The sequence below is a fragment of the Paenibacillus sp. SSG-1 genome (genome assembly GCF_002224835.1).
Classification (GTDB): Bacteria; Bacillota; Bacilli; order Paenibacillales; family Paenibacillaceae; genus Paenibacillus_AQ; species Paenibacillus_AQ favisporus.
In genome coordinates this window covers 7,451,659-7,468,728 of sequence record NZ_MBRK01000001.1, presented here as the reverse complement: position 1 = coordinate 7,468,728, position 17,070 = coordinate 7,451,659, and the positions used below count along the sequence as shown (strand labels likewise).

Genomic DNA, 17,070 nt, shown 5'->3' with positions numbered 1-17,070 from the left:
TCCATAGAGAAGTCTCTCACGCATCTTTTATACCAAACTAGATTAAATCAGAATTGACAAGCAATCTACGAACGATCTCAGCTACTTCCGCTCTTGTGATGGCTGCCTTGGGCGCAAGTACATCCGCGCTTCTGCCCATAACAAGACCTGCCTTAATGCTGGCTGCAATACCGCTTTTTGCATATGCTGCCGCTTCGGTTCTATCCTTGAATTTTGTCAGAATCTCATCCACTTCGCTCATGTCGGCAACAGCCTCATAACCAGTAATCTCCATTGCTCTTTCCATGATACTCATAACCTGTTCGCGTGTGATCAGTTCATTCGGTCCGAATTGACCATTCGCATAGCCATTGATCAAGCCGTACGTTGTTGCAGTATTCAAATAAGCTTCATACCAGCTGTCTCTAGCAATGTCGCTGTATGACGATTCGCCTTCCTCTGCATTTAAGCCAAAAGCTCTTATTACAATAGCAGTAAACTCGGCACGAGTAATCGAGCGATCAGGCTCGAAGCGAGTGCCGTCAACACCGGATATTATCAATCTGGATCCCAAGTCATTCACAGTGTTCTCTGCCCAATGTCCAGACATATCCTGAAAATTGACAGGGTTCCAAATGACGGCGTAAGTGCCATTCGTCAGACTGTTCATAATTGCATAATAGCTGCCATCCTGTTTGACAAATCTAGTTGGAATCGGTTTCACTGTTCCGTCCTCTTCCACCACTACCCCTGTTGTAATTTGAGTCTGGTTAACATCTTCTGGAATGACGATGGATCTCTCAACAAACGTATCGAATGTACGGACTTCTATTGTTTTCTCCTCATAAGTGTAAGTGATATGGAAATCCACAGGTGGGGACACAACCGTGAATCCGCCCTTCACTGCTGAGCTTTCCAGTGCCTTCTTGGCATCGGCATCCGCTGAACTAATTTTCATATCAATGGATATATCCTCAAGCTTTACATCCGAGCCCAGTTCTTGAACTAATTCGTTCATATTGATCTGCTGAACAGGAAGCTTATATGAGAAAGTATCGGTCCGTAGTTCAATAACAGCATTTTTCTGCTCCAAATCCTTCACACTCTGACCATTAAGCTTGCCGTACACAACATCGGAGCTATTGGCAACAACAATCGCAATGATGGCGTCATTATCCATATTGCCCAGACTGTTCTTCAAGAGCTGCTGATCGACAGTAATCGTTGTAACCGTACGATCTCCCTCTTTTGTTGTAACCGATTTGGCAATATTGTCATGCTTCTTGCCATCCACCAGAACATCTACGTTAGTCGTCTGTGGAATACTTGGCATAGGATTAATCGGACTGTTATTGCCTCCAGGTGAAGTAGGAGTAGCAGCCTTTTGAAGCACCGTTACTTCAATATCCTTGGTTGTGCTTGCCGCTCCAATCGTGATGGTTGCAGTCAGCGTTACAGTTTGATTCCCGCTCCCATACTCAGGTCGCGAAACCGTCCCGTCATTCGTCACTATCGACGGATGGCTGGATATCCATGTAATGCTTGCATTATGCAATCCGACGGATGGCAGCGAAATGTGATTCGTTACAGCTTGTGCCGTATCTCCCTCTGCAAAGATTAAGGAGTCTGCCGACAACGCATCCGCCGCTTCGGCTGCTAGCTGCTCCTCAGTGTGCTCGTTCGGAACATTGCCTATAATTATTCTGTCAAAGGCAAGTGCTGCGTTTGTAATAGGTTCTTCTGTTGGAGAAAATACATAAAATCGAATGGACTTTATATTCTCGGTATCAATTGCCGTATTTCTTGGGAAATTGCCATCTGCAAGCCAGGTTCCTCCCGCAACGCCGAAATCTTCAATGCTGATGCTCCGCGAAGCGTTTGCTCCTAATGCATAATAATAAGTACCTTTAATGTCCGATGTGTCCGAAATTTCTACGCGCAGCTGTATCTTGTAATTTCTCAGATTCGTAACGTCGAATGTGAATGGATCCTCTCCCAGACTCCAGCCTTCCTCTGGCGCTGTGAAATCAAGGCTGCCTGAGTATGTGCCTGTTGTATCCCATGCATAGGAGGTGAAGGATGTAAATTCTGTATGAAGCGCTTTGCTGCCGTCAGTCGCGCCTTGTGAGTCTGTCGTTGTCGTCACGGTATCGACATTGTACGTATAATCTACTGCTTCTCCGTCTTCAAAAGAGATTTTAGCTCCACGATTACCTGTAGGGGTTTCCTTCGTTTTCGTATATTGATCAAAGATCCCCATCGCCTTGGTCAGATCTTCTAGCGCTGTATTAATTTCACTGTCTGTGGCCAAAGCATCCTGTGCAACAACCTCCGCTTTCATCACTTCAATGTTAAGCGTATCGTGAATATGTTTTTCCACCCATTTATTTCCTTGTTCAACTTCATTTCCCGTAGATGATACAACAGTTGACGAAAGCTTCGACTTGGCATCCGCGATAGAAGCAGTAAGCGCATCAGTAGCCACGCCTGTTGGAGCTTCCTGTTCATCGTACTGAATCATTTGTACGCTTGTAATATAGCCGCCATCTTCCGGAATCATAATGTGAATGGTGTTGTCCGCCAGCAGCTTACTCGCATCCAGTTCGAATTCGGCAAAGGTTAGCAAATCACCCGGCTTGTTCGTGTACTCCAGATCCTTACTGAAGTTTTGCGTATTTGCCGGATTGTCCGGATTGACAACAACGGACATGTCCGTCGTAAATCCGCTGCCTGTTTTGCCAAAGCCTATGCGAAGCGTCGCTTTAGCTAGAGTTGTCGGCAAACTTTCAATCTTAAACACAGCAGGGGCATTTGGGCTTGTAGGCACAAGCTCCTCAGGAGCATACGCAAACTGTCTCTCCCACGTTTTCGTGAACGACGGATTGGAATCAAGCGTGATCTCGAAAACACTCATCTCCTGCACTCTCATGTACACGTTATCCAAATCTGCAACATTCTCTTCCTCATAGGTCAGCTTCCCCTTCTCAAGGAAGAAGTGCTTCCGTGTCACGCTTGCAATATTGGCATCTCCTGTGAAAACATTCAGATCAAGATTGACACGCTGCGTGTTGAGATTGTGAACGGCCACATATACCTTGTCATTGTAGCGAACCGCATTCGTGTAGACCCTCTCCTGATCTGCTTCTGAAGGCAGGAACGCTCCCCGATAATCCTTCCACATGTCCAAATAAGCTTCCAGTGGCGTCATCTCTTCCATTAACCCGTTCATCGTTTCATTATATTTATAGAATGTATCGTTGGAGTTAGGGCGCCAGTTAATAATAGGATACAAGTATGGAACCAGCATGCCGATCGTATCGGAATAGTTCATGAAGCGCAGCATGTAGCCATTATGAGCAACCAGCTTCTGGAAGTAGTCTGCGTCACTACCGGCTGTGTTATAAGTACCTTCCTCTGTAATATAGATGGGCTTCACATTATCCGTATTCACCATGTGGGCATTGAGCAAATCGAGCACCGCTTCCATTCGTCCGCTTAGGAAGCCATCCGAATTGTTCTCTCTGTCGTGAATAAACAAGTTCGAATTTTCATAGAAGTGGTGAGAGTACCAGTCCAGAGAATCTTTTGTTTCATCCATAAATTTCAACTGGGCACGCGCCTCGTCAAAATCATTTTTCTCCAAATACATGAATGCGCTTGACGGACCGCCGACTAATACATCTGGATTTTCCGCCTTAACTGCCTCAGCTACCTTGTTATGGAACTCGGACAAATAGCTCCATGCATGCTGTGGATCTGACTGGAAGAACCACCATTCCTGCGGGATGGTCGATTCATTTTTGACTTCCACGTACTTGGGACCAAGTCCATCGAATCTGGTATCGATGCTCTTGATTAACTGGGCAGCTGCATCCGCTGCAGCATCAAAGTTCGAGTAAGACGGTGTGCCGAAATGCTCGGATTGACCGGAATTCGGGTTCTCCCACATCCACTTCGGCCATCCATCAAGTGTAAGCACATAATCTTTGCCAATTGATGGATATAAGCTTTCGAATTTATCAATAGCTGGCTGACTCTTCGCATAAATCTCTTTCGTCGTTGTAAAGTCCGCATAGCCAGGACGCTCCGAATCTTCCTTAAGACCAGCCCAGCTTGTCATCAGTGTGTAATGAAACGCGCCGCGGCCAGGAATAAACCCATAATCATTGGTTGTCTTGTGATAGGCCTCGTCCAGCACTGTGATTTCACCGTCTGCTTGCTCCACGCCGATCGGACCGCTATTCACATGATAGCGCTTGAACACCTCTTCAGGAAGCTTGTTGACACCGTTCATACTTAAATTTGTAAGCGCATCCACATTAACGGATACATCTAGAATCTCCTTGTCTCCTCCGAGAACAGTCCATGCGGATGTATCGAATTCCAACGGTACGCCTTCCTCCTCCCAATGATAAACACTTCGAAGCGTACCATTACCGACGATTTTCATTTTATAACCGTCATAAATGACGTCGCCGTTTTCATCCTTAATTAACCAAGGATGCGTAATTCCTTCCGTTGGGTTGGATTCCTGGAATCCCATCTTCGTATAGTTCGTATATAATCCTGTGACACCGTCTTTCCAGCCACCATTTTTGAATACCGTCCACTGAGTCTCAACGCCATTTGGGTCAATGACATAAAGCTCCATCGTTTGTGCAACGGAACCCTCGAATCGCACATCACCAAACAGACGCCATACTCTCGCATCCATCGCAGGAATGTCAATTGTCACCTGCCCATTAACCTCCAGGTATTCGCCTTCTGGATATTGCAGAAAATTAATACGCTGAATACGGCTCTCTCCGTTTATACTTTTGAAATAGGATACCGCATTATCACCGAACAGTTGCTTGTAATGCTCGGCAACATCAGGAATCGTATCGAAATCAGCTTTATCGACTCTAATATTTTCTGGAAGCTCGTCGCTTGCCTCAACCGCATAGCTTATAGTTGTCGGGCCTGCGAGACAAGATACAATCAGCAATACCGCACATAATAATACAGCCAATATTCGTTTAATCTTTAAATAAGATTTCAACTTTTGCACACCATCCCATCTTAATTTTTGTTTGCGTTTTACATAGAGAACTCCCTCTGGCAACAGTGTTCCAGAGGGACTTCTCCTTGTGAAAGCAATTATGATTGGGCGCTGATGAAGCGGTCGTATGCTGTCTGATAAATACTGATTAACTCGTCAACCTTCATCTTATTCAGATCGTCCAGGTAGTTATCCCATTCCTCTTCTACCCCGCCTTCAAGCAGCCACTTGGCACTCGTTTGATTAATGTAGCTGTTCAAATCGGTGTCCAGCGTTTTAATTCTTTGGGACTCCTCAGCAGTGAACATCACGCCAGGGAACGTTTCCGAAGTCATGTAAGGCAAATAATTTTCTTTGATACCGTCAATCTTGACTTTATCCTTTTCAGCCATTGCCAGTCGAGTACCATACGTATTCTCTAGAATCGCATAAGGAGCTTCTACTGGTGCCGTCTTAAATACATATTGGTCAGTTGTCAAGCCGTCTGGTGCATCCTTGAGCGTCAAAGTACCATCCTTGTCTTCCAATGTCGTTCCAATTGGGCCCCAACCTGCTTCGATGGAGGTATCCGTTGCGTAGGACAGATCGATCCATTGCATTGTAAGCTCTGGATGCTGATTTTCGACTGTCATCGAGAAGGCAAACGGATTAACGCCCTGGTTATTATTCAGTGATTTTCTCCACACTTGATCCCCGTTCGGTCCTTTCAGAGCCGGAACAACAACATATTTCGGATCGTTGTCGACGCCGACTATAGAGAAAGCATTCCAAGCGAAGAAGCCACCCAGACGCTGTTCCGTTCCACTTCCTTTACCAAGCAGTTGATTACGGTCTTGAGCAAGGCTCTCTTTATCAAATAATCCGTCCTCGAAGAAGGTATGGAAATATTGAATTGCTTCTTTGTACTCCGGCTCCTTCGCGGAGAAGACCACCTTGCCATCCTCGACGAAGATATGGGTAGCGGAGTCCGCTCTGCCGAAGGCTCCGAACAAAGAGCCGATGCCATTTACATTGTAGTTCGCAAAATCCCACAGGAAGGAGAACGGAATTTCATCATTTTTGCCATTACCGTTCGGGTCCTGCGTCTTGAACGCTTCCAGAACGTTCCGTAGCTCTTCCATTGTTGTTGGCACTTCAAGTCCTAGATTATCCAACCATTCTTTGTTTAGATACATCATGTCGGGAGAGAGCCACAGCATCAGTTCACGGATGCTCGGTAATGAATAGATATGTCCGTCCGGCGCCGTCAACATGGCTTTATATTTTGGATTCTGCTCGATCAACGCTGACAGATTCGGCATTGTTTCCTTCGTAATGTATTGCTCTAGAGGCACCAGCATGCCCTGACCGCCATAGTTGATGACATCGTTGCCTGTCAGCGCAAGCGTTCCGTAGAAGGCATCAGGCAGCTCTCCGCTGGCAAGAATCAGATTGCGTTGCTCCTCACATTGTGAGAATTCGATGTCCGTCCAATCAATATGCACGTTTGTTTTCTCTTCATATTGCTTAAAAAAGTCCATTTCATTGAACGGTCCATTATTTGGATGCTTACAAGCTACCATCTCCAACGTAACTTTCTCATCCAGTGGGAATACACTCTTCTCTGCGTCTCCATCCGTTGCTTCAGGCGATTGCGAAGCTTCTGATTGATCCGGTTCATTCGAAGTCGGTACATTTTCATTTGTGTTATTCCCTCCACAAGCGGATAACACACTCATGATCAAAACTACTGAAATAAATAAAGCTAACAACTTTTTATTTCGATTTTCCAATTCGACGCCCCCCCAATTTATTGTTAAGCCTCCCGGAATTAAATTTTCCGCATCGGCTCCGACATGACGTCCAGAGGCTTTTCTTCTTTCATCCCAAAACAGGAATGTGAACAAACTGTCCTCTGAACTTTTCAGAACGCCCCAATAATCGCTGATAAGGAATTTTTTCAATCTCTCACGAAATTGGAGATTGTTTTGAAAGTTATATCTCGTTCTCGCCAGGACTACTTGACATTCGTAATCCAACAATCTCATAAGAAGTACGACTCACTGGAAGAGTTGCTGTTTTGCGGAACTTTTACAACGACCTGATCTTCTGAATCACGCCGATTAATCTGTCCGCCACCGCTTCCTTAATGCATTCGGCTTACGCTTCCTATCCCAGAGGCTACAAGCCTCAGGATCCAGCTGAAAAGTAAAAACTATTATTCATTACGAGCCAGTCTGGAACGTCCCATCAATCTTCGAAAACGATTACAATTTCATGCATGCCCTTTCATCGACGCCACCTCCATATCGCCCCCTTATTTCGAACTAACACCCCTGCTGTATTTCCAAGCTCCTAGATTGCAAATATACGCTTAATGCAGTTGCAAATCTCGTTACTTCCAGGCGCCCACCTCCCTTTCATAATAACGTTTGATCTTCTGAATTACCCTTTAATGCTTCCGATCATAACGCCTTTGACGAAGTAGTTCTGCAGGAAAGGATACAGGATCAGCGGCGGCAGCGCCGCAATAATGATCATGCCGTATTTGATGAGCTCCGCCGTTCGAAGCTGATCCCCCATTGTAGATTGATCTGTTATCATGTCACTTTGGATCTGATTCTCGACCAGAATGGAACGAAGTACGAGCTGCAGCGGGAATAACTCTTGATCACGCAGATAGATTAATGCATTGAAGTAGGAGTTCCAGTGAGCAATACCATAGAACAAAATCATGATCGCGATGAGCGCCTGAGAAAGAGGCAGCACCATCTTCCAGAAAAACTTGGCATCCGAGCAGCCGTCGATTTTCGCTGCTTCTAGAAGCTCATCTGGAATTGTAGATTGGAAGAACGTTCGAGCAATAATGAGATTCCATGCACCCACGGCATTGGGAATGACCATCGCCCATACCGAATTCACCAAACCCAGTTCCTTGACTGTCAAGTAAGTTGGAATGAGACCTCCACTGAAAAACATCGTGAATGTAATGAAAAGCATAATCGAGTTGCGCCCCTTCATATCCTTCCGCGACAAAGCATAGGCCGCAGGGAGAGTGAGGCATAAATTAATAAAGGTACCTAATATTGCGTATACAAAAGAGTTTTTATAGCCAATCCATAGATTGTCGCTATCTAATATTTTTTTGTATCCCTCTAAGCTGAACTTCTCCGGCCAGAACAATGTCATTTGAACTGCTCCGGGATCCGTAACAGAGGCCAATACTACGAAGTAGAGGGGATAGATAATGATGGCCAGTCCTGTCAAAATCAACAGCATATTCACTCGATCGAACCAGATATCTGCTAGACTGCGTTTAAACATGTTGACCCTCCCCGCTTATTACCATAACGATATATTTGAAGCTTTTTTTGCTATTTGATTAACCGTTAAAAGAATAATGAAATTAATAATGGAGTTGAATAGTCCTACAGCAGTCGAGAAGCTGTATTGGGCTCCGACCAATCCTGTTTTGTACACATAAGTTGAAATAATCTCTGATGAAGGAAGATTGAGAGATGTTTGCAGAAGATATACCTTTTCAAAACCAAGACTCATAATATTGCCTGTACTCAGAATCAGCAGAATGACTGCTGTCGGCATAATCCCGGGAATATCAATATGCAAGATCCGCTGAAATTTATTCGCGCCGTCCACAACAGCAGATTCATGAAGCTCGGGACTGATCGCCGTAAGCGCTGCCAAATAAATAATCGTTCCCCAGCCGGTATTCTGCCAAATCTCCGACAGCACATATACCGGTCTGAACCAATCCGGGTCCCCCATAAAAAATACGGGTTCTCCGCCAAACGCCTCAATGATTTTGTTGATCAAGCCTGTATCTGGCGATAAAAATAAAAACAGCATGCCTGCAATAACAACCGTCGAGATAAAGTGAGGTGCATAAATAACGGTCTGCACAAATTTTTTGAATTTCTTGTTCATTAACTGATTGAGCATCAACGCGAGCAAAATGGGAGCCGGGAAGCCCACTACAAGCTGCAGGACGCTGAGCTTGATTGTATTCAGAATAATTCTCTCAAACTCAAAGGAATTGAAGAATCGTTCGAAATGCTCGAATCCAACCCAGGGGCTATCTGCTATCCCTTTAAAGGCTAGATAGTTTTTGAAGGCAATCTGAATACCATATAACGGTACGTAATGGAACAGCACATAATACAGTACGACAGGAAGCACAAACAAGTATAACTGGTAACTCTTCATCAGCCTCGAAACCTTTTGTTTGAAAGGCATCTTGCGCTTAATGTCGGGAATATTCAACTGCTGGACTTCTTTTACATTTTCCACAAAAAGCACTCCTTCTCTAGTAAGCCTGTAATCCTTAAATTCATTCCTCCTTAGAAAACGTTTACAATTTGTTAATAAAATATTAACGAAACATAACATCAATATTTTTATTATTAAATAGGGCTTGCTGAACACTTAAAAAAAACAACAAAAACCGCATAACAACAAGGATTCTAAGGCCCATTTGTCGAAATCATATGCAAAGGAAATGTTTGAAAACCACCTAAAACCTTTGCAGATGGAGTGACGAAGATGTTTAAGCCGACCGCGCACCTCGATAATCAATTGATCCTGCCCGGCGATTTCTTTCTGCCCTTTGGCGGAAAGCTGGACGAGGACAATCGCTGGGTCCAGTTGGCGCGGTTGGTGCCGTGGGCGGAGGCTGAGAAAACATACGGTCAATTTTTCAAAGACACCTTTCGCGGCCAGCAAACGATCAGTCTTCGGATGGGGCTCGGTGCGCTCATCATTCAGGAGCGAATGCAACTGACCGACAGAGAAACGTTGGAGTCGATCAGCGAAAATCCTTACATGCAATACTTCATTGGTCTGCCTGGATTCGTCATGAAGCCACCGTTCCATCACTCCATGATGACGCATTTCCGCAAGCGTCTGACGGACGTGCTGGCAGAGTTGAATGAGATCGTCGCCACCGAAGGTGCGAAGGAAACGAAAGATGATGATGACAGCAACGACGCGACCGGCGGCGGTAAAGGCCAAGGGAAGCGCTCGAAGAAGCGCGCCTCTGATGAAGAAGTCGAGCAGCAAACCATGTTTGCACAATCGCAAGTCGCATCGTCAGAAGCAGCGTCTCCCGTGGAGTCGATGGCTACAGAGTCAGAGGTTCCTGAAACGAATAAACTTGTTTGCGAAGCGCATCCGAAATCGACCGCAGAATGGGAAGCCCCTGAGCAGCCGAATCAAGGGACCGTGCTGGTGGATGCCACCTGTGCGCCGGCGGATGTGGCGTATCCGACCGATCTGAATCTGTTGAATGAAGCGCGGGAGAAGCTCGAAGCGATCATCGATACGCTGCATGAGCCGGTCATCGGACAAATGGCGAAACCGCGCACGTACCGGGAAAAAGCGCGCAAACAGTTTCTGGCCGTTTCCAAGCAACGCAGACCGGGGCCGAAAGTGATTCGCAAAGCGATCAGGAGGCAACTCGGTTACGTTGGACGGAACCTCTCCATCATCGCCGAGCAAGCCAAGTCGCAACCGCTCACGCTACTTGGCCGCAAAGCCTATCGCGACCTGCTGGTGATTCACGAACTGTACCGTCAGCAGCTTCACATGTACAACGAGCGTTCCCACCAGATGGAAGACCGGGTCGTCAGCATTCATCAGCCGCATGTCAGGCCGATCGTGCGCGGGAAAGCCAAGGCGCGCGTGAGTTCGGAGCCAAGATCGCGGTAAGCATGACGAAGGGCTACGCGTTCCTTGATCGGCTATCTTGGGATAACTTCAACGAGAGCACGACGCTCATGGACGTGATCGAGAAGTATCGCAGCCGCATGGGATTCTATCCGGCTGTCGTCCAAGCGGATCAGATCTACCGCACACGCGAAAACCGGAGATTCTGCAAACAGCATGGGATTCGGCTCAGCGGACCGGCACTGGGACGCAAGCCGAAAAACGGCCCGACAAGCGAAGATAGGCAAGTGGCCAAACAGGATACCGGAGAACGAAACGCAATCGAAGGCAAGTTCGGAGAAGGCAAGCGCAAGTACGGGCTTGGCTGTATTCGAGCACGCCTCGCAAAGACAAGTGAATCCGTGATTACGCTGCAACTTCTGGTGATGAACCTGGAGCGCAGGCTCCGCGTTCTTTTTTGCCTCATTTTTACGCTGCTATCTCGCAGTCGCCTAGCCATGAGTTTCGGTTAAAGAATCGTTCAGCAAGCCCTAAATAACTAATCGAAACTTGTTTCGTTTTTATTGTATTCAAACCAACAATCATTGTCAACACGCCTCATAAAATGGAACAAAAAGAAAAGCTGTCTAGGGAAGTAAAAAAATCACTCTCCTAGACAGCCTTAGGCAAGTTGCTTATGCTCCTGTTATTCTAATCGTATCAAATCGATCGGTACGAATCAGCTCCCGCAACAACTGCTCCGTCATCGTATGCCGGACGTGCGCGTATTCCGGTTCGTTCCATAGATTGTTATGCTCGTGAGGGTCTGCCACAAGATCAAACAATAGCCCCTCTTCCGAATTGATAAACAACGTTAATTTAAATTGCTCTGCAACCAGAGTTCGCATACGGGTCGTCTCTGGAGCATACCAATCCTCATCATATTCAATCAATGCTGGTCGAGCAGACAGCTCCTTGCCCGCTTGAACAGCTTCACGCAGACTACGTCCTGGCAAGCCTAAAGGAGGTGCGCTGTATACGCCTCGAGTATCCATTACAGCCTGATCGATACCCGCAAAATCAAGAATAGTCGGCACAAAGTCAAGCAGGCTCACTACGCGGTCACGATAGACGCCCTGTTTAGCGGCTTGGGGGGCTTTCCATATATACGGGACATTCAGTAGTTCCTCCCAAGGCCACTCCGCCTTGGTCAATAGACGATGGGAGCCCAAATATTCTCCATGATCAGCCATAAATACGATAACGGTGTTATCGTATAGCCCTAATTCCTTCAGCTTTTCCAACACCTCTCCTATACAGCTGTCCATATGCGTAATCATGCCGTACGTTTGTGCCAATACTTCCCTTAAGGTCGTTTCATCGAACTGTGTATGACCAGGATGAACCTTCCGTAATCCCTTTAGCCAATCGATCGAATCCGCTTCATTCTCCCAGCCCTCCGGCAATGTCAGCGACTGTGGGTCATACATTTCACTATAAGGACGGCATGCCGCGAAAGGATGATGCGGATCGGGGAAGGAGCACCAAAGATAGAAGGACTCTTCCGGCTGAAGGTTCTCAAGGAAAGCCACAGAGCGGTTTGCAATCCACCGGTTGTAGTGCAGCGATTCAGGCAGATCAATCTTCCAGTTTTGCTCGTATAAAAGATTCTTCTCATAGGCTCCTGCCCGCAGTAGCTGCTGTCTCCCTCCCGGTAGCTCTTGTTCAAGCCATGTCAAATAATCACCGTAGCAGTCTACATGTCCGCCTACACACTCTGTCGTTTGGTAGCCATAATAACCACTTGGCAATGCTGTAATTTCCCCGGATTCCCACCGTTCCCTGCTCTCCCAGGAGAAGGCCATCTCCTCTCCATTACTTACAGAGCCGATCGGCTGATGATGCAGCTTACCGACGGCATGCGTCCGATATCCTGCCTCAGCGAGTACCCCTGGCAGTGTAGGCAACTGCTCGGGGACGGCGTTGCCATTCGTCAAGCAGCCGTGCTGTCTGGGAGTCAACCCCGTCAGCAATGTCGCACGCGACGGCATACACACTGGATTGTTGCAATATGCTCTAGCGAAGGAAACGCCTTCACGTCCCAACTGATCCAGATTCGGCGTTCGCACATCGGGATGTCCATGCAGTGACAGTGTACGAGCTTGCATCTGATCTGCAACAAATATAAGAAAGTTAGGCTTCATCTATATTCCTCCATTCATTCTTTCATCACATTACCACTAAGATACCAGGAGCGCTCAGTGCTTTGTCGAAGCAAGCCTTAATATTATCCAATGACTCATGCACTATCCAGGCCTGCTTCACGAACGCCCCGTTGACCAGAGGACAGCAAGAACTCTATTGTTCTGACAATGTATAGCTGATCCGAATTCAAGCCCATGACAACAATATGCCAAATGCCACCATTAGACAGCGGTTTCCTGCACATTCCCCTTATCCGAATACCTTTTTTACCATTCTGCATAGGATCCGTCTTCATTGCGCCAAATAGGTGAATGCCAATTATGGCCTTTTTTCGCAGCTTCTCTAACAGCCTCCTCATTAATGGCAATACCAAGACCAGGCTTGTCAGACACACGAACATAACCGGCTTCATATTGGAATATGTCCGGATCTATTAAGTAACCCGGAACATCGCTACCTTGATTATATTGAATACCTAGCCCTTGTTCCTGAATAACGAAATTCGGCGTGCAATAATCGACCTGGAAGCAGGAAGCCAGTGCAATCGGTCCAAGCGGGCAATGCGGCGCCAGACTAACATCATAAGATTCCGCCATAGCTGCGATCTTCTTCGTTTCCAAAATACCGCCAGCATGAGAGAGATCCGGTTGTATGATATCTACGTAACCATCCTGCAACAGCTGTTTAAAGCCCCAGCGTGTGTACATTCGCTCGCCCGTTGCAATAGGTGTATTCGTCATTCTTGCAATCTCCCTAAGTGCCTCATTATGCTCCGGCAACACAGGCTCCTCAATAAACATTGGCCTGTATGCCTCCAGCTCCTTCACTAGAATCTTGGCCATAGTCTTATGAACACGGCCGTGAAAATCAACCGCAATTCCCACGTCTGGCCCGACAGCATCCCGTACTGCCTGCATTCGTTCCACTGCCTGATCAATTTTCCTATATTCATCTAAATAATGAAGCTCATCCGTCACATTCATTTTTAGCGCCTTGAAGCCAAGAGCTACCTGCTTCTGAGCATGACTGCTCACATCACTTGGCCTGTCTCCTCCAATCCAGGCGTATACTTTGATTTTATCGCGAACCGATCCGCCAAGAAGATCGTAGATAGGTGCGTCATAATATTTGCCTTTAATGTCCCATAACGCTTGCTCAATGCCGGAAATCGCACTCATGAGAACGGGACCTCCCCGGTAGAAGCCGCCGCGGTACATGACCTGAAAGTGGTCCTCGATCTTGAGCGGATCCTTCCCTATCAGATAGTCCTTCAACTCCTCGACTGCTGCCCTAATGGTAGAAGCTCTTCCCTCCAAAATAGGCTCTCCCCAGCCTTCAAAGCCCATATCGGTGCTAATCTTCACGAACAACCATCTAGGCTCGATCTGGAATAATTCCACAGCTTTAATTTTCATAATATGAACCTCCTTTAAAATACGGTTCTCTTCCAATTGCATATATTGAGGATTGCGGATAATCAAGACATTCTACGAGCAACATTTCTTCATGACATTGGTCAGAGAGCCAAGCTTCTCAATCTTTACAGTAACGATGTTTCCATCCTTCAGCCATACCTGACTATCCATTCTATAAACTACAATGACGCCTTACGGCGTCCAGGTAAGGAGAAGATCAGATTATAATGAACAACAGGAGAAAAGCATGTCAGTTCAATCGGATGATCTCCCTTGAAATGGATTACTACTCGATAACGCTTACATTACACGTATTGGATACGCTATGAATATGAGTGCATACAGCCCGGATCATGAGATTTCCTGGCACAGAGCCTTGCACAATGAGCAGTCCTCTGCCCAGCTCCGTCATAAGGCGAGTGCTCTGATAAGGTTGTACGTTATCGGAGCTTCCATTGTCCACCCCAAGAATTCGGCATTCGCCCTCCACCTCAAATTCAAGCTCTACATTCTGGTTTGTAATAGCATGCCCCTTGGCATCCACTAACTGCACGGTTACATGAACGACACTGTCTGAATCAATTTTAATCGTATCCTTATCTGCTAGCAGCTTGATAGAATGCACAGGCCCTACCGTATAAAGCTTCGAATCAACTACCTTTCCGCCTTGTTTGCCAATGGCTTTCAATTCTCCAGCGCCATAAGGCACAGCCCACTTGTAGATATGATCCTCAAATTGTTCAAGACGCTTCGTAGCAAGCAGCGAATCATTCAGATACAACGATACCTCCTCACAGTTCGAATAAACCTCGACTACAACGATCTCCCCATCCCGATAGTTCCAATGCGAATTCACGTCGTGCCAGAACCAAACCCGCTGCTGCCAGCCACCCGGATTCTTCTCTACCAGCTCACCGGATTCATCTAGCCTGTACAAGGATTTCTCCAGAACCTGCGTTGCCAGATGAAGATGCGGTTCTTCATTCCATAGGCTCTTGAACATATGATAAGAAGGCTTCTCGAATCCAGCAAAGTCCAGAAGACCGAGATTCGACCCTTTCCGAGGCCAAGGCTTCTGAATAGCTTCTCCAATATGATCAATGCCCGTCCAGAGGAAAATTCCCGGAATATATTCTCTCTCCAGAACTGCCTTCCATTCATGCCACTGGGCCACATTCTCTGTTCCCATAATCGGCTTGTCCGGATAATGATGGTGCCCATAATCATAGATAACTCTGCGATAGCTGTACCCTGCTATATCCAATTCGTCGATAAATCCCGATTCGTAGCTGGCGCTAGGCAGGATGCAATTTGCTGTAACAGGTCTTGTTGTATCCAGCTCCTTGGTCCAGCGAGTCAAGAGCCGGGCTGTTTTGTCAATATCATACGCATCTCTTGGCAGCTGCTGAATGATCTCACGTATTTTATCCTTCCCGTTAGGCGGCAGTGTCCAGAAATAATTGCCTGATGCATTCATGCCAAAATATCCTGTTGCCTCATTATATTTCGGATACGTCCACTCAATTTCATTGCCAATGCTCCACTGGAATATGCAAGGATGGTTGCGATCCCGCACTACAGTATTCTGAAGGTCCTGTTTGGCATATTCGCGGAAGTATTCAGCATGTCCACGAGTAATATAATCAACCTTCTGTTCCCCGCCATTGCTTCGCTTATCTTTCGGATTATCCCATTCATCGAAGAACTCCTCTTGGACCAGAAAGCCCATCTCGTCACATAAATCCAGGAAATCCTCCGATGCAGGGTTATGGGCCGTTCTGATCGCATTGCATCCGCATTCCTTCAGCTTCTCCAATCTGCGTCTCCATACATCCAGAGGAACAGCTGCTCCTACCAACCCACCATCATGATGGAGATTTACACCCTTGATCAAGGTATTCCGTCCATTGAAAAAGAAACCTTTGTCCGGATCAAATCTGAACTCTCGAATCCCTATAGTGTCCTCTACAGTCTGAATGATTCGCCCGCTTGTTACAACTTCAACACTTACACGGTACAGCTTGGCTGCATGAATCTCCCATCTCTGCGGATTTGGGATCGTCCATTCTAATGAAAGCTCCTCCGATTGATTCGCTGCTAGGGAGCAAGTCTTGACTTGCTTGGCCACAAGCTGATTATCAGGGCCAAATATTTTGCCGATAATTTCGGCTTGCTTGCTAACAGCTTCATCATTCTGCAACGTTATTCTGCCTTGCACAATTGCTGACGAGTCACTCACTATCGGCGTCGTATAATAGGTGCCCCATACGGGGATATGCAGCTTCGGAACAATATGAAGGGCTACCTTCCGATAAATGCCTGAGCCCGTATACCACCTACTGTCCGCATATCGGGAATGATCAACCTTCACGGCAATGATATTTTCTTCACCTATGTCATTCAGGTAATCGGTTACATCCACCAGACATGGCGAATAACCGTAAGGGTGGAACCGTACAAGTTCACCATTACAGTATATGCTTGCTCGATTATATATGCCGTCAAAGTTAATAATTACCTTGCTTTGGTCCATCTCAGGCGTTGTCGTAAAGCGCTTTCTATACCAACCAATACCCCCTGGTAGATAACCCGTGCAAGCTTCCCCCTTCTCTTGATCAAAAGGAAATTCCACACTCCAATCATGGGGTAAACTTAATGTTCTCCACGAGGAGTCATCGGTCGCCAGCAAGTGCGGAGCCTCTGGCTCCCCCAACATAAACTTCCAGTCCTGAATAAAAGGAATACCTCTCATCTCTAAACTCTCCCTTCGTCCATCCTCATCTATAAACG

The 17,070-nt window shown here is 46.6% G+C and carries 7 protein-coding genes and 1 pseudogene; 1 reads left to right on the top strand and 7 read right to left on the bottom strand.

Going from position 1 to position 17,070, the window contains the following annotated elements; translation table 11 throughout:
* Positions 1–37: 37 nt before the first annotated feature.
* From BCV73_RS34270 to BCV73_RS34255, 4 genes are all read right to left on the bottom strand, one after another.
* On the bottom strand, positions 38–5,083 hold the full coding sequence (locus BCV73_RS34270) for an S-layer homology domain-containing protein (RefSeq protein ID WP_089550018.1): 5,046 nt from the start codon (positions 5,081–5,083) through the stop codon (positions 38–40).
* Positions 5,084–5,118: 35 nt separating this feature from the next.
* Positions 5,119–7,047 (bottom strand): extracellular solute-binding protein, encoded by a 1,929-nt coding sequence (locus BCV73_RS34265; protein WP_050769773.1) that lies wholly within the window; start codon positions 7,045–7,047, stop codon positions 5,119–5,121.
* A 397-nt stretch (positions 7,048–7,444) separates the two neighbouring features.
* Positions 7,445–8,323 (bottom strand): carbohydrate ABC transporter permease, encoded by an 879-nt coding sequence (locus BCV73_RS34260; RefSeq protein WP_009225462.1) that lies wholly within the window; start codon positions 8,321–8,323, stop codon positions 7,445–7,447.
* A gap of 18 nt (positions 8,324–8,341) precedes the next feature.
* Positions 8,342–9,316: an ABC transporter permease gene (locus BCV73_RS34255; protein ID WP_009225463.1), complete on the bottom strand. Its 975-nt coding sequence runs from the start codon at positions 9,314–9,316 to the stop codon at positions 8,342–8,344.
* Between the two features lie 243 nt (positions 9,317–9,559).
* On the opposite strand from BCV73_RS34255, the pseudogene BCV73_RS34250 reads away from it, so the two are divergent.
* Positions 9,560–11,193, top strand: a pseudogene (locus tag BCV73_RS34250) (IS5-like element ISPaen2 family transposase).
* 162 nt (positions 11,194–11,355) lie between these two features.
* Here the strand turns inward: BCV73_RS34250 and BCV73_RS34245 are convergent.
* The 3 genes from BCV73_RS34245 to BCV73_RS34235 all read right to left on the bottom strand — a co-directional run bounded on the left by BCV73_RS34245 (position 11,356) and on the right by BCV73_RS34235 (position 17,032).
* On the bottom strand, positions 11,356–12,864 hold the full coding sequence (locus BCV73_RS34245) for a sulfatase family protein (RefSeq protein ID WP_009225465.1): 1,509 nt from the start codon (positions 12,862–12,864) through the stop codon (positions 11,356–11,358).
* 267 nt (positions 12,865–13,131) lie between these two features.
* Positions 13,132–14,280 carry a galactonate dehydratase gene (gene dgoD, locus BCV73_RS34240; protein ID WP_009225466.1) on the bottom strand — a complete coding sequence of 383 codons (1,149 nt, stop codon included), beginning with the start codon at positions 14,278–14,280 and terminating at the stop codon, positions 13,132–13,134.
* Positions 14,281–14,566: 286 nt separating this feature from the next.
* Complete coding sequence (locus BCV73_RS34235) at positions 14,567–17,032, bottom strand: glycoside hydrolase family 2 TIM barrel-domain containing protein (RefSeq protein ID WP_036645464.1); 2,466 nt, start codon at positions 17,030–17,032, stop codon at positions 14,567–14,569.
* Positions 17,033–17,070 lie beyond the last annotated feature (38 nt).